At 54.0% G+C, this 20,672-nt stretch carries 17 protein-coding genes and 5 tRNA genes; 15 read left to right on the top strand and 7 right to left on the bottom strand.

Going from position 1 to position 20,672, the window contains the following annotated elements; genetic code table 11:
- Positions 1-94: 94 nt before the first annotated feature.
- The 7 genes from alaS (at position 95) to HV782_RS21830 (ending at position 5,055) form a co-directional block, all read left to right on the top strand.
- On the top strand, positions 95-2,713 hold the full coding sequence (gene alaS, locus HV782_RS21860; protein WP_186746595.1) for an alanine--tRNA ligase: 2,619 nt from the start codon (positions 95-97) through the stop codon (positions 2,711-2,713).
- Positions 2,714-2,803: 90 nt separating this feature from the next.
- Positions 2,804-4,045, top strand: a complete 1,242-nt coding sequence (locus tag HV782_RS21855; RefSeq protein WP_123466994.1) for an aspartate kinase — start codon at positions 2,804-2,806, stop codon at positions 4,043-4,045.
- Between the two features lie 186 nt (positions 4,046-4,231).
- Positions 4,232-4,420 carry a carbon storage regulator CsrA gene (csrA, locus tag HV782_RS21850; RefSeq protein ID WP_002554426.1) on the top strand — a complete coding sequence of 63 codons (189 nt, stop codon included), beginning with the start codon at positions 4,232-4,234 and terminating at the stop codon, positions 4,418-4,420.
- Positions 4,421-4,482: 62 nt separating this feature from the next.
- A tRNA-Ser gene (locus HV782_RS21845) sits at positions 4,483-4,573 on the top strand.
- Positions 4,574-4,680: 107 nt separating this feature from the next.
- Positions 4,681-4,757 (top strand) — tRNA-Arg (locus HV782_RS21840).
- A gap of 72 nt (positions 4,758-4,829) precedes the next feature.
- A tRNA-Arg gene (locus HV782_RS21835) sits at positions 4,830-4,906 on the top strand.
- 72 nt (positions 4,907-4,978) lie between these two features.
- A tRNA-Arg gene (locus tag HV782_RS21830) sits at positions 4,979-5,055 on the top strand.
- A 19-nt stretch (positions 5,056-5,074) separates the two neighbouring features.
- Here HV782_RS21830 and HV782_RS21825 read toward each other — a convergent pair.
- Complete coding sequence (locus HV782_RS21825; RefSeq protein WP_186748720.1) at positions 5,075-5,593, bottom strand: DUF4124 domain-containing protein; 519 nt, start codon at positions 5,591-5,593, stop codon at positions 5,075-5,077.
- Between the two features lie 321 nt (positions 5,594-5,914).
- On the opposite strand from HV782_RS21825, the gene mgtE reads away from it, so the two are divergent.
- Complete coding sequence (mgtE, locus tag HV782_RS21820; protein ID WP_123466990.1) at positions 5,915-7,357, top strand: magnesium transporter; 1,443 nt, start codon at positions 5,915-5,917, stop codon at positions 7,355-7,357.
- A gap of 244 nt (positions 7,358-7,601) precedes the next feature.
- Here the strand turns inward: mgtE and HV782_RS21815 are convergent, their stop codons facing one another.
- A complete protein-coding gene (locus HV782_RS21815) occupies positions 7,602-7,928 on the bottom strand; it encodes an Arc family DNA-binding protein (protein WP_003178899.1) in 327 nt (108 codons plus the stop codon).
- Between the two features lie 390 nt (positions 7,929-8,318).
- Here HV782_RS21815 and phnN point away from each other — a divergent pair, with 390 nt between their 5' ends.
- Complete coding sequence (phnN, locus tag HV782_RS21810) at positions 8,319-8,888, top strand: phosphonate metabolism protein/1,5-bisphosphokinase (PRPP-forming) PhnN (RefSeq protein ID WP_186748718.1); 570 nt, start codon at positions 8,319-8,321, stop codon at positions 8,886-8,888.
- Here the strand turns inward: phnN and HV782_RS21805 are convergent.
- Together HV782_RS21805 and HV782_RS21800 are read right to left on the bottom strand one after the other, a co-directional pair.
- The gene (locus HV782_RS21805) at positions 8,863-9,042 is read right to left on the bottom strand and encodes a PA3371 family protein (RefSeq protein ID WP_123466986.1); all 180 of its coding nucleotides are present in this window, start codon (positions 9,040-9,042) and stop codon (positions 8,863-8,865) included. The two genes, phnN and HV782_RS21805, sit on opposite strands and share 26 nt — an antisense overlap.
- 20 nt (positions 9,043-9,062) lie before the next feature.
- Positions 9,063-9,293 (bottom strand): hypothetical protein, encoded by a 231-nt coding sequence (locus HV782_RS21800; RefSeq protein WP_123466984.1) that lies wholly within the window; start codon positions 9,291-9,293, stop codon positions 9,063-9,065.
- 294 nt (positions 9,294-9,587) lie between these two features.
- Between HV782_RS21800 and HV782_RS21795 the strand changes: the two genes are divergently transcribed.
- Both HV782_RS21795 and HV782_RS21790 read left to right on the top strand, forming a co-directional pair.
- Positions 9,588-9,664, top strand: a tRNA-Arg gene (locus HV782_RS21795).
- 110 nt (positions 9,665-9,774) lie between these two features.
- Positions 9,775-10,647 (top strand): DUF2971 domain-containing protein, encoded by an 873-nt coding sequence (locus HV782_RS21790; RefSeq protein WP_186748717.1) that lies wholly within the window; start codon positions 9,775-9,777, stop codon positions 10,645-10,647.
- Positions 10,648-11,084: 437 nt separating this feature from the next.
- Here the strand turns inward: HV782_RS21790 and HV782_RS21785 are convergent, their stop codons facing one another.
- A complete protein-coding gene (locus HV782_RS21785; RefSeq protein ID WP_186748716.1) occupies positions 11,085-11,819 on the bottom strand; it encodes a hypothetical protein in 735 nt (244 codons plus the stop codon).
- 1,015 nt (positions 11,820-12,834) lie between these two features.
- Here HV782_RS21785 and HV782_RS21780 point away from each other — a divergent pair.
- The 4 genes from HV782_RS21780 (at position 12,835) to HV782_RS21765 (ending at position 18,459) form a co-directional block, all read left to right on the top strand.
- A complete protein-coding gene (locus HV782_RS21780; protein WP_186748715.1) occupies positions 12,835-13,449 on the top strand; it encodes a hypothetical protein in 615 nt (204 codons plus the stop codon).
- Positions 13,449-15,398: a caspase family protein gene (locus tag HV782_RS21775; RefSeq protein ID WP_186748714.1), complete on the top strand. Its 1,950-nt coding sequence runs from the start codon at positions 13,449-13,451 to the stop codon at positions 15,396-15,398. Before HV782_RS21780 ends, HV782_RS21775 begins: the two co-directional genes overlap by 1 nt.
- A 316-nt stretch (positions 15,399-15,714) precedes the next feature.
- On the top strand, positions 15,715-17,661 hold the full coding sequence (locus tag HV782_RS21770; RefSeq protein WP_186748713.1) for a tetratricopeptide repeat protein: 1,947 nt from the start codon (positions 15,715-15,717) through the stop codon (positions 17,659-17,661).
- Positions 17,662-17,910: 249 nt separating this feature from the next.
- A complete protein-coding gene (locus HV782_RS21765) occupies positions 17,911-18,459 on the top strand; it encodes a hypothetical protein (RefSeq protein WP_186748712.1) in 549 nt (182 codons plus the stop codon).
- 243 nt (positions 18,460-18,702) lie between these two features.
- Here the strand turns inward: HV782_RS21765 and HV782_RS21760 are convergent, their stop codons facing one another.
- Positions 18,703-18,891 carry a hypothetical protein gene (locus HV782_RS21760; RefSeq protein ID WP_186748711.1) on the bottom strand — a complete coding sequence of 63 codons (189 nt, stop codon included), beginning with the start codon at positions 18,889-18,891 and terminating at the stop codon, positions 18,703-18,705.
- A gap of 408 nt (positions 18,892-19,299) precedes the next feature.
- Positions 19,300-20,461, bottom strand: a protein-coding gene (locus HV782_RS21755) for an IS3 family transposase (protein WP_217890328.1) whose coding sequence is annotated in 2 segments (ribosomal slippage) — positions 19,300-20,203 and positions 20,202-20,461 — 1,164 coding nt in all. Because the reading frame shifts where the segments join, the coding sequence is not laid out codon by codon here.
- Positions 20,462-20,672: the final 211 nt, after the last annotated feature.

Below are 20,672 nucleotides of genomic sequence, written 5' to 3'. Positions count from 1 at the left end.
GCGCGCAGGGCCGATATAATGCGGCCCTTTGCCGTCGCTTCGTCTGTTGACGTTTCGAACAGGCCTTTGGCCGCAGCCTCCGTGGAAGAACCTAATGAAAAGCGCAGAAATCCGTGAAGCCTTCCTTCGCTTCTTCGAAGAGCAAGGCCACACCCGTGTAGCCTCCAGCTCTTTGATTCCGGGCAACGACCCAACCCTGCTGTTCACCAACGCGGGGATGAACCAGTTCAAGGACTGCTTCCTGGGCCAGGAAAAGCGCGCGTACACCCGCGCAACCAGCAGCCAGAAGTGCGTGCGCGCCGGTGGCAAGAACAGCGACCTGGAAAACGTCGGTTATACCGCTCGTCACCACACATTCTTTGAAATGCTCGGTAACTTCAGCTTCGGTGACTATTTCAAGCACGACGCGATTACCTTCGCCTGGACCTTCCTGACCGGCGTTCTGAAACTGCCGAAGGAAAAACTCTGGGTCACCGTCTACGCCTCCGACGACGAAGCGTATGACATCTGGACCAAAGAGATCGGCGTGCCGGTCGAGCGCATGATCCGCATCGGCGACAACAAAGGCGCGCCTTACGCGTCCGACAACTTCTGGACCATGGGCGATACCGGCCCGTGCGGCCCATGCACCGAGATTTTCTACGATCACGGCGACCACATCTGGGGCGGCCCACCGGGCTCGCCGGAAGAAGACGGCGACCGTTACATCGAAATCTGGAACAACGTGTTCATGCAGTTCAACCGCACCGCCGACGGCGTGTTGCATCCGTTGCCAGCGCCGTCGGTCGACACCGGCATGGGCCTGGAGCGGATCAGTGCGGTGATGCAGCACGTCAATTCCAACTATGACATCGACCTGTTCAAGAACCTGCTGAAAGCCTCGGCTGAAGCCATCGGTTGCGAAAATGGCGATCAGTCGTCGCTGAAAGTGGTGTCCGACCACATCCGTTCGTGCGGCTTCCTGATTGCCGACGGCGTGTTGCCGTCCAACGAAGGCCGCGGCTACGTGCTGCGCCGGATCATTCGTCGTGCCTGCCGTCACGGCAACAAGCTGGGCGCCACTGGCAGCTTCTTCTACAAGATCGTGGCTGCGCTGGTCGCCGAGATGGGCGAAGCCTTCCCGGAGCTGAAGAAGCAGCAGAGCAACATCGAGCGCGTACTCAAGGCCGAAGAAGAGCAGTTCTCCAAGACTCTGGAGCACGGCCTGAAGATTCTCGAGCAGGACCTGCTGGAACTCAAAGGCACCGTGGTGCCGGGCGACGTGGTGTTCAAACTCTACGACACCTACGGTTTCCCGATGGACCTGACGGCTGACATCGCTCGTGAGCGCGGCCTGACGGTCGACGAAGTCGGCTTCGAGCGTGAAATGGAAGCCCAGCGTGTTCGTGCGCGTTCGGCCAGCTCGTTCGGCCTGGACTACAACACCCTGGTCAAGGTTGATGTGGCCACCGAGTTCACCGGTTACAAAGACACCAGCGGTTCGGCAAAAATTGTCGCCATCTATAAAGATGGCCAGTCGGTCGACGTCTTGAATGAAGGCGAAGAGGCGGTGATCGTTCTGAATCAGACGCCGTTCTACGCTGAGTCCGGCGGTCAGATCGGCGACTGTGGTTTCCTGCAGGCTGGTAGCGCACGTTTCGACGTTCGCGACACCACCAAGACCGGCGGCGCATTCCTGCACCACGGTGTGCTGGATTCGGGCAGCCTGACCATCGGCGCACCGGTTGAAACCCACGTCGATGCCGAAGTGCGTCACGCGACTTCGCTCAACCACTCCGCCACTCACTTGCTGCACGCCGCGCTGCGTCAGGTCTTGGGCGAGCACGTGCAACAGAAAGGTTCGTTGGTTGATAGCCAGCGTCTGCGCTTCGACTTCAGCCACTTTGAAGCGATCAAGCCAGAGCAAATCAAGGCGCTGGAAGACATCGTCAACGCCGAGATTCGCAAGAATTCCGCCGTTGAAACAGAAGAAACCGACATCGAAACCGCCAAGCAGAAAGGCGCGATGGCGCTGTTCGGCGAGAAATACGGCGACAACGTGCGCGTGCTGAGCATGGGTGGCGATTTCTCCGTCGAACTGTGCGGCGGTATCCACGCCAACCGTACCGGCGACATCGGCCTGCTGAAAATCATCAGCGAAGGCGGTGTGGCATCGGGCGTGCGTCGTATCGAGGCAGTCACCGGTGCTGCGGCACTGGCCTACTTGAACGCGGCAGAAGAACAACTCAAGGAAGCGGCCAACCTGGTCAAGGGCAGCCGCGACAACCTGATCGACAAGCTGTCGGCCGTGCTGGAGCGCAACCGCGCGCTGGAAAAGCAACTCGAGCAGTTGCAAGCCAAGGCTGCCAGTGCCGCGGGCGACGATCTGTCGAACTCGGCAGTGGACGTCAAGGATGTGAAGGTTCTGGCCGCACGTCTGGATGGTCAGGACGGCAAGGCGCTGCTGGCGCTGGTCGATCAGCTGAAAAACAAACTCGGCCGCGCAGTGATCCTGCTCGGCAGTGTCCATGAGGAAAAGGTCGTACTGGTTGCTGGTGTAACCAAGGACCTGACTGGCCAACTCAAAGCCGGTGATTTGATGAAACAGGCTGCTGCGGCAGTGGGCGGGAAGGGCGGTGGTCGTCCGGACATGGCGCAGGGCGGCGGTGTCGACGCCGGCGCACTGGATGGCGCATTGGCGCTGACCGTTCCATTCGTCGAGCAGGGTTTATAAGGCAGTCCGTCCGGCCCGCAGTCTAGTGGCGGGCCTGGCGGCTGTTCGAGTGATTATTGGGCGCCCTTCATGGGCAGAGGCGGCTTTGAAATGGCTTTGATCGTACAGAAATTTGGAGGCACCTCGGTCGGCACTGTCGAGAGAATCGAGCAGGTCGCCGACAAGGTTAAGAAATTCCGCGATGCCGGCGATGACCTGGTGGTTGTGCTGTCTGCAATGAGCGGCGAAACCAACCGTCTGATCGATCTGGCCAAGCAAATCAGTGGCGACACTCAACCGGTTCCGCGTGAACTGGACGTGATCGTTTCCACCGGTGAGCAGGTGACGATTGCCCTGCTGGCGATGGCGCTGATCAAGCGCGGTGTGCCGGCGGTGTCGTACACCGGTAATCAGGTGCGGATTCTGACGGACAGTGCGCACAATAAAGCGCGTATCTTGCAGATTGATGACCAGAAAATTCGTGGTGATCTGAAGGCGGGTCGCGTTGTTGTTGTCGCCGGTTTCCAGGGCGTCGACGAGCACGGCAACATCACCACCCTCGGTCGTGGCGGTTCCGACACCACCGGCGTGGCACTGGCGGCTGCATTGAAGGCCGATGAGTGCCAGATCTACACCGACGTCGATGGTGTCTACACCACCGACCCGCGTGTGGTGCCGGTCGCTCAGCGTCTGGACAAGATCACCTTCGAAGAGATGCTGGAAATGGCCAGCCTTGGTTCCAAGGTGCTGCAGATCCGTGCGGTGGAATTCGCCGGCAAGTACAACGTTCCGCTGCGCGTACTGCACAGCTTCAAGGAGGGTCCGGGCACCCTCATTACTATTGATGAAGAGGAAACCATGGAACAGCCGATCATTTCCGGCATCGCTTTCAACCGCGATGAAGCCAAGCTGACCATCCGTGGCGTGCCAGACACCCCGGGCGTGGCGTTCAAGATTCTCGGCCCGATCAGTGCCGCGAACATCGAAGTCGACATGATCGTGCAGAACGTCGCGCACGATAACACCACCGACTTCACCTTCACCGTGCACCGCAACGACTACCAGGGCGCACAGACCGTGCTGGAAAACACCGCTCGCGAGATCGGTGCCCGTGAAGTCGTAGGCGACACCAAGATTGCCAAGGTCTCGATCGTCGGCGTCGGCATGCGCTCCCACGCAGGCGTGGCCAGCCGCATGTTCGAATCCCTGGCGAAAGAAAGCATCAACATCCAGATGATCTCGACGTCGGAAATCAAGGTTTCCGTGGTGATCGAAGAGAAGTACCTGGAATTGGCCGTGCGCGCTCTGCACACGGCTTTCGAACTGGATGCTCCAGCCCGTCAGGGCGAGTAATTCCGTTTACATGAAGGGCGCGGTCTGACCGCGCCCTTTATTTTTGAATGGCGCGAGCCCCTGATCTGTTCTTTTGCTCGCGCTGGTCAATACTCAGGCATGTAGGGCTACGATCGCTCCGGTTGTAGGTCGGGTGCCTTTTTTTTGCAGACTGTTGTCCCTGAAGAATTGCGTGAGGAGAGAGGTATGCTGATTCTGACTCGTCGGTGCGCAGAAAGCCTGATTATCGGTGATGGCGAAATCACCGTGACCGTGCTCGGCGTCAAAGGAAATCAAGTGCGTATCGGCGTCAACGCCCCGAAAGAGGTAGCCGTGCACCGTGAGGAAATTTACCTGCGTATAAAGAAAGAGAAGGACGAAGAACCAAGCCATTAATTTTTATCGTTTTTTATGTTTGCAAACGGGGAAGAAGGTGGTTAATATACGCCCCGTGTTGCGGAGAGCTGGCCGAGTGGCCGAAGGCGCTCCCCTGCTAAGGGAGTACACCTCAAAAGGGTGTCGGGGGTTCGAATCCCCCGTTCTCCGCCATTATTTGCTTAGTACGTTGTAATCTGGCTTTTTCGGTAAGTTGTTGAAATTACTAGAAAAAGTGGTTGGAATAGAGATTAAACGGGCTATAATGCGGCGCAACAAATGCACTCGTAGCTCAGCTGGATAGAGTACTCGGCTACGAACCGAGCGGTCACAGGTTCGAATCCTGTCGAGTGCACCATTTAAGAGTCAGTTGCAGCAATGTAAATGACTCGGCTTCAACCAGGTGTGATCTGGTCTAACAAACACAAATGCACTCGTAGCTCAGCTGGATAGAGTACTCGGCTACGAACCGAGCGGTCACAGGTTCGAATCCTGTCGAGTGCACCATTTAAGAGTTAGTTGCAGCGATGTAAATAACTTGGCTTCAACCAGTTGTGGTCTGGTCTAAAAACACAAAATGCACTCGTAGCTCAGCTGGATAGAGTACTCGGCTACGAACCGAGCGGTCACAGGTTCGAATCCTGTCGAGTGCACCATATACCGAAAAGCCCGCGTTTAACGCGGGCTTTTTGCTGTCCGGGATTTGGCTTTTCCTTTCACGCATCCCCTCTCATCGAAATCGACTTGAGCACTGCGGCCTCGCTTGAGGTCATAGCGATAGCTGGTTGTCGAAGTCCGGACATTCACCTTGTCCGGTTTGCCCAGTGCGCTTTCAACATCCTCTTGGCTCATGCCGGCAATCACGCGTTGATTGATGATTGCTTCACGACGTTGCCTGGCGCTGATCAGATTGCCGCATTGATCTACTGCCGTGCCGACAACGCCGGGTTCGCGTCTTCTGTTTTTCATACCGGATGTTTCTTCGTGGTCGTGTTCGGGTATCACCGCGATGACCGAGCCTGGCAAGTAGGGGTGAACTTCCTGCACGGATCGCTGCTCGCCGTTGGCGCAGCTCATGCTGGTGAAGGTGACACTGCCGTCGACGGCTTCGCAACGATGAAGCGTGGTGGCGGCCCCGGCGGGCGGCAGGCAGAGCAGGCTGGTCAGGACAAAAATAGAAGTTTTCGATGGCATTCGGCGTCCTCCATGACGATCTACGCTCAAGGGTAGTCGCTACATTTTTTGTCGCCGGTGTGTTTTCTTTTCAGGATGAGTCGTCGCATTTGCAAGGATCAGGACGGCGCTCAGGTTTGTTTCGCAAGCGCTTGTTTCGACCGTGATTTTTTAACGTTTAAAACCGTCAGGCGGTGTATCATTGCGCCCGTCAGCCCCGCCGGGGCTTATGGAAAACCTCCATGGACTTACCCAGTAGTTACTCAGTACCGCGTTTTACCAATCATGAATTGACTGATTGATCCTTCCGGCGTGCCCCGCTGCTGGGAGTGGAGTTCGCCTATGTCCGAAATCGAAGTAAAGAAAACACAGGAAAGCCTGCAGGATCGCCTGGCTCAGGTCGTCGAGCTGCTGCAGCGCCAGCGTGTCGTTGAAGACCTGACTCATCGTCAGGAAGGTCCGCATCACGACCGGGTCGAAAACCTGGTTCACCGGCAAAATCTCGTCGAGTTGCAACGCAAGCTCGATGATTTGCACTCCGCCGACGTCGCTTACATTCTCGAAGCCTTGCCGCTGGACGATCGTCTGACGCTCTGGCAACTGGTCAAGGCCGATCGCGACGGCGACATTCTGCTCGAAGTATCCGATTCCGTTCGAGAAACGCTGATCGCCGACATGGACGATCACGAGCTCCTGGCTGCGGCCAAGGACATGGATGCCGACGAACTTGCTGACCTGGCTTCCGAGCTGCCGCGAGACGTCGTCCATGAGCTGATGGAGAGCCTGGATAACCAGCAGCGCGAACGGGTGCGTTCGGCCCTGTCCTATGACGACGAACAGGTCGGCGCGCTGATGGACTTCGAAATGGTGACCATCCGTGAGGATGTCAGCCTCGAAGTGGTGTTGCGTTATCTGCGCCGTCTCAAAGAGCTTCCCGGTCATACCGACAAGCTGTTCGTGGTCGATTACGACGGTGTGCTCAAGGGTGTGCTGCCGATCAAGCGTTTGCTGGTCAATGATCCGGAGAAACAGGTTTCTGAAGTCATGGCCAGCGATCCGGTGAGTTTCCACCCGGACGAAGACGCCTACGACGCCGCTCAAGCGTTCGAACGTTATGACTTGATCTCGGCCCCGGTGGTCGACAAGAACGGCAAGCTGATTGGCCGTCTGACCATCGACGAAATGGTTGACCTGATTCGTGAGGAGAGCGAAAGCGAAGTCCTCAACATGGCCGGTCTGCGCGAAGAGGAAGATATCTTCGCCTCGGTCTGGAAATCCCTGCGCAACCGTTGGGCGTGGCTGGCCATCAACCTGATCACGGCGTTCGTCGCATCGCGGGTGATCGGTCTTTTCGAAGGTTCGATCGAGAAGCTGGTAGCGCTCGCGGCGCTGATGCCGATCGTGGCGGGTATCGGCGGCAACTCCGGTAACCAGACGATCACCATGATCGTGCGCGCCATGGCGCTTGACCAGGTCAGTACGGGCAACACGTCGCGCCTGATGCGCAAGGAGCTGGCGGTTGGGTTGATCAACGGTCTGGTCTGGGGCGGGGTGATCGGTGTGGTTGCCTATCTGCTCTACGGCAGTTGGTCGTTGGGGGTGGTGATGACCGCTGCGATGACGCTCAACCTGTTGCTCGCGGCGCTGATGGGGGTGCTGATTCCGATGACCCTGGCGAAGATGGGGCGCGATCCAGCGATGGGCGCCAGTGTGATGATCACCGCCATGACCGACAGCGGTGGCTTCTTCATCTTCCTGGGGCTGGCGACAATCTTCCTGCTCTAACCGGCTGCAAAGAAAAGGCCCGCCCAAATGGCGGGCTTTTTTGTGCCTGTTGATGGGTGATTAGTAACCTGTGGCGAGAGGATTTATCCTCGATGGACTGCGCAGCAGTCCCTCTTTTTGGGGCCGCTTCGCAGTCCATCGAGGATAAATCCCCTCACCACGAATGTATGTCAGGCGACTAACGCGTCAAATCGCAGGCAAAAAAAAGCCAGCACTTATGCTGGCTTGAGATGTTCGGTATGGCTCAGGACGCGTCTGCGGCCATCTCAGCGTCGTGAGCGATCAGCGACACCAGAGCGTTCTGTTGGCGGTGAGACAGCTGACGGAAGCGTTGCAGCAGTTCACGCTCGTGCAGCGAAAGCTCCGGGCTGTCCAGGCGCATGCTCAGCTCTTCGCCCAGTGCACCTTCCTGAATAAGACTCTGCTCAAGGCGTGCAATGATTTCGGAGTTCATGCTGCGATGATGATTGCGAGCCACCTCGGCAATGCGTTCACGCATCCCGTCTGGCAGACGTACGACGAACTTGTCAGCCGTACGGCTGGAATAAATTGCCTGTTTCAATGGGCGCATATATTTAACCGGTTAGTTCAGGGGAGCGGTTCTCGGAATTGGCCGCAGGATGTGTGGTAGGACAAGCATCCGCGCCAAATGGTTCAACCTGAATTGTTAAGAGGCCCGCATCATGCCTCAAAATTGCCAGATCATTGGCGTCAATTCTGTGACAAATATTGAGCTGGGTAAAGGCGTAATGCCAGCACCAATTATCAGAAATGCGGACTGGTTGGAAAACTTTGCCTTGGCCCGCATCAATGACCGCTTCCTGATGCACATCAGTTGATGCCCGAAGGCTTCAGAACGTGCATGCTATGCGGCTTTCTATCCTTGTTTCCTTACCTGTACAGGATAGTGGCAATTTGCCGATTTACTAGGGGCAGACACGTTCCGGAGGGTGTTTTCAGGATGGATGGCAGGCTTATTTATCTGATGGGGCCTTCCGGATCGGGCAAGGACAGCCTGATCGAAGCGGCGCGTGAGCCGCTACGGGCAATGAACTGCGAAATCATTCGCCGGGTGATTACCCGATCAGCGGAGTCGGTGGGTGAAGACGCCGTCGGCGTCACGCCGCAAGAGTTCGATCAGCGCGAGCGTGACGGCGATTTTGCCCTCGCCTGGCACGCCAACGGCCTTGCGTATGGCATCCCGATAGAAATGGACGAATGGTTGCGCGCCGGTCGTCATGTGCTGGTGAATGGCTCTCGCGCCAACCTGCGTGACGCGCTGACACACTATCCGACGCTGATCCCGGTGCTGCTGACGGTGAAGGATGAAGTATTGCGTGAGCGCCTGGTGCGGCGCGGTCGAGAGACCTTTGAGCAGATCGATGCGCGGCTTGCGCGTAACGCGTTATTCAAGGACCGGCGAACCAGCGATCTGCCTGTTCATCTGATCGACAATTCAGGTGCTCTGGTGGATGCCGTCAATCAATTACTGGACTTGATCCGGCTCAACGCAACACCGGATCGAACTTGATCCTGCGTCCGGCGACCAGCGCCAGTGCGAACAACACCGCAAACACGCCGCAGCCGACCAGGGGCAGGGTGATTTCGGTTTCCTCGAACAGCGAAAAATGCACGACGCCACTCAATAAGGCGAGGATCAGAAATCCTGCGGCTGATTTGGACATGCTGTACTCCTGAAGATATTTCAAAAAACCAGACGTTCGGTGTCGCGCGCCGGCAGTGCTTGCTCAGGCTCATTGACTGCCTGCGCCGCGAAGTCGCTCTGATCGCTCAACACCGCCCACTGCGGTGCTTTCTGCACCTGCAAGTAATGCGGCATACGCTGAGCCACCGGTTCAGCACTCTCGGGAACAAAATGAAAGCCAACCAAAACCGCGAGAGCGATTGCGTTTGCAAGCAGGAGAGTGCTGTTCATGGGGCGGACTCCGTTTGTTCTGTTATGTGAACAGACAAAGCAGCCGTCGTGCCAACAGTCTAACCGCTGTTAAGTCCTTTAAAAACAAGCATTTGGAAGGGTTTTTCAGCAGGCTCAGGTTGCATTCTGCAATGATGGCTTTTTGCGGCAGTGCAAATTGCACGGTAAATCATCCCGCAAGGTTGCAGGGCGCCTGCCTACACTTAAAAAGCCCACGGACGACATGACAAATAGAGGGCTGGCCGTTAACATGCTCGCCGTCCGTCGCGCCGCATCCGGCCGTGACAACTCAGTGTCTCAGTAGCTCAATTGGATAGAGCATCCCCCTCCTAAGGGGAAGGTTGGCAGTTCGAACCTGCCCTGGGACACCATATAATTCAAGGCCTCCAGCCGATCATCCCTGCCTGGCCAAACGTTCGTGACAGCAGGGTGACAGCAGCGGTAGGAGGAAGGTTGCTGCACTTCCGGAGTACAGCCTCAATTGAGCCTTCTCTACCACTATACGAACCAGCACGGATTGCTTGGGATCTTCTCCTCAAAAGCCATTTGGTCGACCAACGCGCATTTTTTGAATGATCCTACCGAATTCGTTCATGCCCTTACTTTCGCGAAATCGATCGCTAACTACTTTTTCGACCACGACTACTTCGAGCAATTTGGCGCGATGCTGCATAGGCACGTGGGAAAATTGAGGGGGGAAGGGCTCTACGTTTCGTCCTTCAGCGAAAAGCCAGATCTTTTGAGTCAGTGGCGAGGATATTGTCCTGGCGGAAGCGGATACTGCCTCGGGTTTGATCGAAACATCCTCCAGCAATATTGCGACTCTCGAGGGTATCGACTTGAAAAATGCGTTTATGGCCACGACGATCAGCAGGCTGAGGTGACCGGTATCGTTACCACCGCAATGGCTCTATTCCCAGCAATGGAGGTCACACCGGAGCAGTTTCACGGCCTGCCAAATAAAGACAAGATGGAATATATGGTCGCTTTTCATGAGCATTTAGAAGGAGAAGGCGCCAATCAAGCATCCGGGGCAATAGCCTTGATATGCGAGTCGCTTCTTGAGCTGGCTCCCCGATTTAAAAATGCCGGGTTCGAAGAGGAGGCAGAGTGGCGAATTATCGTAAATGAGCCTGATACGAAGGCTATTTCCTTCCGCGCTGGCCCGTCCTATTTGATTCCTCACATAGCCCTAGATGTTATTAAGGCGAATCGAGATGTGGTACGCAGTCTGATCGTTGGACCAAATCCCAACCAAGCTAGGGCGGTGAAATCAGCGGAAGCTTTTTTCCAGTCCCTCGGTTACTCACCAAATCTTGTAACTGCTTCCAGCATTCCCTTCAACTACTGGTAATCAGGGGGGGGGAGCTCACAAGCGTGTAGCGCGGTGGAGGTCGAGCACTTCATGCTTGGCTGCTAAGTGAGCATTGGGCGACTCCGGGACCGGCTTGTGCATTTCATAGTCAATTGGTCGGCCCTGATACGGATCCCCTTGCCCCTGTAGCGGCGCCTCCGCCAGCGAGGGAGAAGATTGCTGTTGGCTGGCAGCACTGGATACGTCACGAAGGTCGTGAGCTTTGAGCTCAATGCCCGCTATGCTGAGGTGTAACACTTATTGATCATGTAACACCTCCTTTCGAGAGCACAGTACGAACGTGTAACGCCTATAAAACCATTTAAAATCAGGTGCTTAACGGTCCTCGTAACATGGGTAACACCCGTAACATGGTTTTTGAAGTGCATCCCCTAACCCCGTGTTGCAGCGACTCCCTCAGCGAGGCAGCCTGAGGATCAGTTCGAGCTTGCAGTCTTTGGCGTTAGTACGTTCTCACGCACCACCCGATTGGTTTTGTTATCAATCTTGTAGACGGTGGTACCGACTAGTAGAAACGTACTTTTTGCATCTGACACCACCAGTTTGCCAGTGAGGCGCTGCTTTTCCTTCGTGACAATGGTGTACTCCTTGTTGACGCCTCTGCTCCAATCCAATCCTGTATTTGATTGAAGTCCAACCTTTCCGCGTTCCAGGCCGTGCATAACACCCAAAACTGGAGCTATGAATAGTGTCAAAAGAAGAACCGCCCCAACCAGCGCCATCGAGAGGTTGTCAGCCATCTTCTTCACACCACTCATCAGCATCGTAACGAATGCAAGAGCGATGATAAAAAAGATGAAAACAGGCACAACTGGACCTAGATACGGGACGTCGTCAACTGAATTCATAATGCTTGAGAAACTGTAGCTATAGCCCGCGCTCAAGATTGTTGATGTGCCGAGCTCAAGCTCGCTGGTGTAGATTCCGAATTGCTCATAGAACGCTGAGAGCTCCAGATACCCGTAAACGGTCAAAGCTGTCTGGAGGAGAATCGCGAAGCCGGCCACCAGCTTAAATGCGAAATCTTTGTCCACAGTCTGTACAACTGCAGCGGGTGTACCGCTCTGCTGAAAGCTTGGGCAGTTGGCCGAGGTGATCATCACCGGTGTCACCATCTCTACCTGAATTCTCTTATCACTCTTCCAAAACATGTGGCATTCCTGAGTCGCGTTTCTTCAATCTAGGGTAAATCATGCGGGGGCCCCTGAGGGTTTTCGTTCCGCACGGGGTCGGAAACCCGCGTGACTGAGTTAGTGGGAGGTTTCCAAAGTTACTGAAATTTCAGTCATTGAAATTGAAAGAATTCGGTTGAAAAAGGGTCATCGTTACCGCATCGGTAATGATGACCCTTTGTGTTGCTGATTATCCACACACCGAGCCGTCAACCGAGTCAACCTGTCAACCAATGTAGAAAAATCAGCCACTACCAAGATCGCGCGGGTTTTGTTCCCCGTGTCCTTCAGAAATTCTCAGGGTCCCCGGCCACTTCTCGTAACCTTGTGCGATTGCACTGGTGAACTGTGAGTTCACCCGGTTCACCTGTTCACTAAGCTGGACACCTTTTCGCTAACACAGTCCCGCGGGTTTCCGACCCCGTATCCACTAGATAACCCCAGGGGGCCCCGGCCCGTGTTTGCTAGTAGCACTTCGATCATCGAACCGAGACATGCTCGGAAGTGTCCCCCGAACTCAAAGTCGAGGCGGTGTTTCCGCTGAGGGCGTCGCTACTCATGGGGTGTGGGGGAGTTTGTTCAGAAATTCGTGTTACGGGTGTTACGGGTGTTACGAATTACAAAAAGCTATTGAATTTATTGGGTTTAGATGCTGTTACACATTGGTCGTGGTTCACTTTCGCTGCGTGTTACAGATGTAATGCGTGTTACAACGCTCCAGCAACTCTGGGTTCGAGCTTAGGCTGCATTCGGCCAAAAACGGGCCGATATTGTAGTTGTGTCAAAAGCCTCCTGCCCCGACTTTTACCGTCAATTCTCTCCCCCTCAAATCATCCTATATAGCCGGCTCTCGGGACGACTCGAAAGGTGCAACCCAGATGCGCTCCTTCTTTATCTACTAGCCCTGCTTTGGAGGTTTTACCCATGGTATACAGCAGCTCTAGAATGGCTATCTACACCAGGCAGGCGACTGTACGACTATGAGGAAGCATTGATGAGAGATAAGCACCCGTTTCCTTTTGACACCGAGGCCAGAGGCGTCACGAGTGCCTTCATGCAGATAGTCGGAGAGAGATTTCGCCTTGCTCAAGAGAGCTATGTGTCAAGTCACAACGTCCAAATTTTCAGCCACGGCGGGGCTTGGCAATCTCATCATAGCTATGACCCTGATCGAGTTGATCAGGTAAAAACCCACCAACACGAAATGACCTTTGATATTAACGAAATCGTTCTAGGGCGATTGGACTACATCGAGCAGTCGCTAACGGAAATAGTGAACAGCATGGCAAATAGCTTTGCGCAGTCCTTCTACCAAGTGATATCGGACACCTGTGAGGAGCATGGCAACGTAGTGGAGGAAGCTGGCACCCTCGGTGAGCAATTTCTCAAGGCACTCGAGGGTATCGAACTCTCGGTGGATCGGGATGGTAATGTAAACCTTCCTGAGCTCAGGGTTGGAAGAGTGATGGCCGAACGCATCAAGAATGACGCCTCGTTACACTCGCCAGAGCATCAGGCAAAAGCCGACGCGATTACGCGGCTGAAATCGGCTAAAGCGATGGAAAGGGAAGCAGCTCGCAAAGCAAAGTTTCGCAAGGGAGAAGCATGATGTCCGCCAGGGTACTGTTGAGTATTGGTTGTGATGACTATCAGCACATGCAAAAACTCGGCGGAGCCGAGCTGGATGCGTCCTCGATTTATGGGGAGCTGACGTCTGGCGATCTGAGCTGCATCCGTCCGGAGGACGCGCAGCTATTGGCATCCCCCACTAAAGATCAACTGATCTCAGCCCTGCTTAATCTCCAGGATCAATATAACGAAATCGAGAGCCTCACTATCTTCTTCGCGGGCCATGGTGGTGAAGCGAACGGTAGCTACTTCCTTTGCTTGAGTGACAGCCGAGCGGATCGACTTTCGACGACCGGTTTTGCCCTGAGTCATCTCTTCGAGTACCTCAACGAGCTGAAAGCAGCCCATTGCAACGTTATTATTGATGCCTGCAACGCTGGTGGGATGATCTCGAACATGAATAGCTTGTTGAGGCCTGAGGTTATCGGAAAAGCGAAGACCTTCGGCGTCTCGTTCTTCGTGTCCTCTGCCTCGGATCAGTTCGCTTCCGAAGACAATTCGGGGGGATATGGGACTGGCGCGATCCTCAAGGTTTTAAGGGGGGAGATCGATACAGGTTCTAGAGGAAAATATCTAGACCTTGTGGACATTGGTCGACCCGCCGCGCAGCACGTCGATAAGATTACCTCCGGTGAGCAGATGCCCTCAGTGTGGGGAGTGAACCTCTACGGATACATGCCGATCTTTGGTAACCCGCATGCAAGCGAGACCTCCGCGTCATCATTACTCTCTATGACGGGTATATCTCCATCGTCACCCGCTGGACGTGCCATCAGCGAACATTCAGCAGCCCTTTACACCCTGATGTTCGCACCAGAAACCGAGCTGAACCCAGAGAAGCTTTTCCCTATTCTGTCCCAGTTCGTGCAGCGCCTGGAAAACATCCCAGGAGCTGCTGGTATTTTCGTAGAAGGCATCTGGCGGTCCTTGGAAAAGAATGCAAAACGCCAGACGAACTCGTTCGCTCCCATTGAGCTCTCTGCTACCTGCGTTTCGCTACTGCTAGCCTCATCTCAGCAAGACGAAAACTCGGCGAGATGTATCTGGGGCCTTGCTCACGAAATCGTTGACGAAAGCCATCGCCTCTTGCGGGAAATTGCCGTTGCGCTTCAAAAAAATCCCATGTCGCTCTGTCGTCATGGCATCCCGGATTTGTTCTACCTTCGCCAACGGATTACGAGAATTCTTGGTTGGGGAGGAGCTGCGCTCCATATCGCCCGCGACGTGGGGCTCGACACCAATATCTTGAGGCAACTGCTGAGTGAAATCAGCCGCCACCTGATGGAACACTATGCCTCCGCGTGTGCAGGCATGAGTGAGGCAGAGGCGCCATTCTGGGCCGCGTTTCTAACTGCTATTGACGACGGAGAAATGAATGGTATGGGGGAGCTTGTCGTGAGCACCCTGTACAACGCCCTGATCGAAAATGGCGGTGGATTGGCCAAGGCTGATCTGGACGCGGAGGATGTGTATGCGTACCTAGTTGCGCGCGCTCAGCAAGACCAGAAATCCCTCGAGCGCCTGAGCGGTTCTCCCTCAGAAACGCTTGCTCTCGTCATGCTTTCCAGCGTGCGCCACTCTCTTCGGGACGAGGTCGATGTGAACCTGGACAAGCTGGATCACGCCTATCTCAATATCTTCATCCCGAGTGACTATTTGGACTTCAGCCAGCCGTGCATTTCCGATGGCATCAACCATGTTTTTCAGATCGGCCATAAGGTCTGGACAGTGGAAAATTTCCTCGACCGCTGGGGAACTGTGTGCATGCCGCAGATCATACAGAGCGGGTCGCTCAACAGCCCCACGACGAGAATTGGGGCACTATGTTCAGCGCTACTCTTCCCGAATCGTGTGCCATGGTTTTTGTTCGCGGAATCAATCCAAGGAGAGCCTATGGACAATGTTCGCGGTAGAGAGAGCACCGCGTAAGCACGAAGGAATTTAGCTAAGAGAGCACAACGATCAAGAACTTAGCAAATCTATCTCTTTTGATAGTATCGCCTCTGTTGAGCTTACAGAGTGCCCAGGAAGCCGGGGGCGGTTCAGACTGAAAAACCGAAGATGCCTCGCTACCTATCAGGAGCTTCAAGAGTTGAGCGGCACATAGCGCGTGTTGCTCTGTGTCGACCGACAGCACTGTTGTTGCAGATAGTCTCGATATTGGCTTACCAATCGTTGTCACAAGTCCTGCTACTATCTGCGGAGAAGTACTACGAGTCAGTGCTCAGTGCCTGGAAGATAGAAGATGGATCACCTCGACGATCTACCAACGCGTCACAGAAACCATGCAACGGAAAGCAAGGCCGAAGCTGCGTTCCAGAATCTGCTATCGAACTCTGAAGACTTTGTCCTCCAGGCACCGGATCGCAAGGATTATGGAACCGATTGCCAGATCGAAGTTATCGAACGCGAAAGTGCGACCAACGTCAGAATCCACGTTCAATTGAAGGGAACGGAAGGGGACGTAAATGCAGACGGGTCGGTAAGTGTCGAGATACGGCGATCCAATCTTAATTACCTGCTGGCGCAGCCACATTCCTTCTTCGCCTGCTATCACGTTCCGACCGGCACACTTTGGTACTGCTCCGCCGACGCTGTGATACGGCGGTACGAACATAGTGGGCAGAGTTGGACTCAGCAGCAAACGCTAACCGTGAACTTCACGGAACTCCTTACTCGCGCACGCCTAAAGTCCTTGGCAGCTTTGGCGAGATCCGGCGCTGCATCATCGCGGGACACGCGGGTCGCACAAATAACCGCTCGTCCTGAAGATCTGCCCGGTATCGTAAAAGCTGTCCGCCCGGATTTGCATGTCCCGGAAAACGAAGCACAGGCTGCTGCGATTCTTTCCAGCTTATATGACAGTGGCGCGGATGGCGTTATTAGTTCCGCGTTTGAGAGGTTCGCCTCCGTCCTACCTCGCGACGATGATGCGATGATTTTTTGCTATATGGCGGAGATCAATCTCGGCATGGCTGGCATTCAAGTTAAGGCCGCACGCATTGAGGATAGCATTTCCTATCTCACGTCCAAGCTCGACACTGGTCGCTTTGATGTTGGACACCTCCACTACTCAATTGGCAACGGTTTCTCGGCGCTTGGACGTGAAGGTGAAGCCGTTAAGGCATATGAGGCCACTCTTAGGCATCTGACTGACGACAACAGCATCATATTGCTGGCGGAATGCTACAAGAACCTCGGTTCCAGCTACGAGAAATTAGGCGACGGAGAGCGTGCAGTCGCATCCTTCCGCGAGGCCTTGCGCCACAATTCCCAACTTCCAGAAGCGCACTACGCCCTAGGACTTTATTGTCACCGAAAGGGTGAGTATGGAGAGGCGTTGAAACATTTAGATCAGGTGGTTTTTTCCGAGCATACGCTAGGAAAACGATCGTCCATTTCGGGGTGGCGAATAAACGTCCTTTTCAATCTCGGTGACGGGATGGCAGCGTTTCGAGAGATCAATGTGTTGCTGAGTGATGCGGGGGAGGAAGCCTGGATCTGGCCATGGTGTGGTCAGCAAGTCACCAGCTTTGGGCGCACCTCGCCAGAGAATGCGAAGCTAAGCATTCCGTTCTGGGATCGATATTTGAAGGCGTATCCGAACTGTCCTAGCGGTGTACGGGAGCAGCTTCTAATCAGATTGTACCTGCGTTCGGAGGGGGGGGGCGTGGACATGACCTATACCGCGTTCAAGACTGAGTTCGAGGCAAGTATCCAGTATGTAGAAGGCGATTCAGCCGCTTATTTATGGGATCGCTTGGGGCATTGGGCGCAGGAAGAAGATAATTGGAAGGAAGCAGAGAGCTGCTTTCGGGTCGCGTATAATCTTGTCGGCGGGCACTACGGCTATTGCTTAGGCACTGCACTGAACTTCCTAAATCGACCCGAGGAGAGCCTGCCAATTTTGCTGTCCCAGGCCGAGGAGATCCAGCCGGACGATATGAGTTGGTTCCAGCTCGCAGTAGCTTACGAGAAACTGGGGCGCGTGCGCGATTCGATTGCTGCTTATAAGAAGGTCACTAAGCTGAACTCTAACTACGAGCTAGCGTGGTTCAACATGGGCGGTGTGCATTGGAACGCCGGAGAATTTAAAGCAGCAAGCCGGGTGTGGAAAACAGCTGTGAAAAAATTTCCAGATCACGAGCTAACAGCTCGGCTGCACCGCGACCTTCCCTTTGCCCTTCGTTAGTAGAAAAGTGCTTTATCGGATCAGTTATTTATAGCAGATTGGTCCCGGCAAGGTTTCAGCGTTGGGCTTTACCATCCCCCCCGAGCTTCTTCCCGCTAAGGAAATTAGGCGAAAAGCGGACGCTCGGATCGGGTCATCTTTCGGCCAGAATCAGCAGTAAAGGAGTCTAAAAACCCAGATGCGACGCACTAATCATCGCAGCAGCAATCATAAAAAATTCAGTGGTATATACGACGTCAGGGGCGGTTAATGTCTCAATCTATTGATTACATATTTTATGGGATTCAAGCTCAAAAAGACTGGTCGGATTGGTTTATACCAATTATGTCTGCAGTTCCAGCTTTCATCGCGTTATGGTTCACATACAGGCAAAACAGTCTAACCAAAAAACACAATAGGCTTATGGTGAAACCTCACTTGGATGACTTGACCCATGAGGATATCCATGGGTTTCAGTATAAATATTCAATTGTAAATAATGGTGTTGGGCCGGCCATTATTGCTGATGTAAAGGTGACCATCGATGGGGCTGTAATCGACTCTAAAAAAGATCTTCCAGATATTGTTAGAGTTCTTTTTCCAGATATCGCAGATGAGCAGTTTGGGCATCATTCAATAGCAGTTGGCAGCTATTTGTCACCCGGGAAAGATATATCAGTGCTTACGATAAATTGCGCCAGTAAAGCAATTTTGCTGGAGGTCAAAAATGGAATACGTGATAGGGCGCGGTTAGTTATTAACTACGAGTCTGTATATGGCGATAAGCTTGTATTCCGGTCGCACCCGTCAGAAAATTGATTAGGTAAGTTGGCATTAAGGCTGCGTCTTATGGCGGAGTATATTGAGGAAAGTAGCCGCTTTGGCGTTTCTGTATATTTTAATGGAAAACAGGCTTCTCGGCGTACTTCTGTCAGTCGACTTTTCCATCTAGGGTGAACATCTATTTTGGCCAAAAGCGGACTCTTCAGAATGTCCACTTTTGTCCCCAGCCTGCTTGTTGATTTAACTTGCAGTTAAATCTCGGAGAGCTCACGCTGGGCTTTATTTTCGTTTTTTCAGCTTGTTGTCTATCAGCCCCATTTCTGCATTAATTGCATTGATGGTGAGTTTTTGTATCGCGGTGCTTCTTTCGGGTTTGGTATCCATGATCTTGAGCAGGCCCGTTAAGTGGGCTTTTCTCGCTTTGAGCGTTTCGGAAATGGTTGAGCTGTTTTGTGTCGCTACGTTCATCACTTCGATCCTTGTAATTAATTAAACAGCCCGCGAAAGCAGGCTGTTTCAGGGTATATCGACAGTTAAAGCGAGAGCAGGTCCTGCACGCGATGCTGACGGCTTCGATCTGCTAGCTCACCCCATTTCCAACTCCCGAAGTTTTCACCTTGCTCGGGGATGTCCAGCTTCATTAAGGACACGGGGTCACGGCCTATTAGCCGAGCTGAGGCGTAAAGCTTACCTCCCACATCCAGCAGCGCTCGTGCCGCTTCATTCCACCTTTCCTCCAAGGCGTTATGGGCGAGGCGTAAAGCTTTTTGCTGTATGTTCTGGTGTTCCTCCTGAGCTTCGGTGATGTGTCGGTCTACGGTGACCAGCTCTTGTTCCAGTGCGGTGATGATTAAGTGCTGACGACGATTGTAGTGGTCAACTAATCCCGGACACGACGTTAAGTTTTTTCTCGGCCTGAGCTGGGGCCAGTCCGTTGTTGAATTGGTGCGGTCTAATCCAGTTGTACCGATGCATCAGGTAATGACTGATGTCGCGGTGCGCTTCTTGAGCTGTCATGTAGCCCACGGTTGGTATCCACTCAGTTTTCAAGCTGCGAAACACACGCTCCATCGGCGCATTATCCCAACAGTTTCCACGACGGCTCATGCTTTGGCGCATGCGGTAACGCCAGAGCCGTTGGCGAAACTGAAGGCTGCCATATTGCGAGCCCTGATCCGAGTGAAACATTAGCCCTTGAGGCCTGCCACGCTGCTCATAAGCCATGTCCAACGCCTTGATGACCAGATCCGCATCCGGCTTGTTTGACAGCGCCCAGCCCACAATCCGGCGTGCGTAGAGATCCAGAACGACTGCCAGGTAATGCCATTTCCCTTGAGCCCAGATGTAGGTGATGTCGCCACACCAGACCTGGTTGGGTGCCGGAACATCAAACTCTCGATTCAAGATATTCGGAATGTCAGGCCGCTCGACCGTCGCTTGTTTGTAGGCATGTGATCCAGGTTGTTTGCTGACTAGCGCCAGTTCCCGCATCAGGCCTCGCACCTTGAACCGCCCGATCTGCTCGCCGTCTTCCTGCATCATCGACACGATACTGCGGCTACCGGCAGCGCTTCGACTTTGCGTAAACAGTTCGTTGACCCGACTGCGCAACCGAAGCCGCTCAACGTCGGGACTTCGGCGCCTGAGGCGGTGGGCGTAGTAACACGAACGAGTGACATCAAAGACTGCGCAAAGCCAATCGACCGGCTCTTGGGTACTTAACTGATCAATCAGCGTGTGCGCTCGTGCTCTTCCGACATCAAGAGCGCGGTAGCCTTTTTAAAATGGATTTCTCCCGCTCAAGTCGAGCGATTCGAGCTTCCAATTCCTGGATTTTCTGTTGCTCTGGCGTCAGCGCTTTACTCTGCGGAGTAACGCCGGTGCGCTCCTGCTGAAGCTGATTAACCCAGCGGCGCAACGCGGACTCAACCACACCAAGCGAGCGGCTGGCTTCGATATGGCTATAGCCTTGATCGAGCACGAGGCCTGCGGCCTCGCGTTTGAATTCAGCGGAAAAGGAACGACGTTGTTTGGTCATCAGACACCTCTATCTGGCGAGCATTCTCGCCTAAATGGGTGACCGGTTTCATTAGACCACTACAGTTAATTCTCTTGTTCAACAATTAAGAGACGAGATCACCGCTTCGGATTCAGATCACCTTAAACGTCTTCTCGCACGTTTTGATTCTATTCGATAATGACTATGACTAAGTACTATGAGTACATGGATTGGGGGGAGTGGACCATGG

It is taken from the genome of Pseudomonas monsensis, assembly GCF_014268495.2.
Lineage (GTDB): Bacteria > Pseudomonadota > Gammaproteobacteria > Pseudomonadales > Pseudomonadaceae > Aquipseudomonas > Aquipseudomonas monsensis.
Note: the sequence above shows the minus strand (reverse complement) of the source record. Positions and strands in the feature narration are given on the sequence as shown.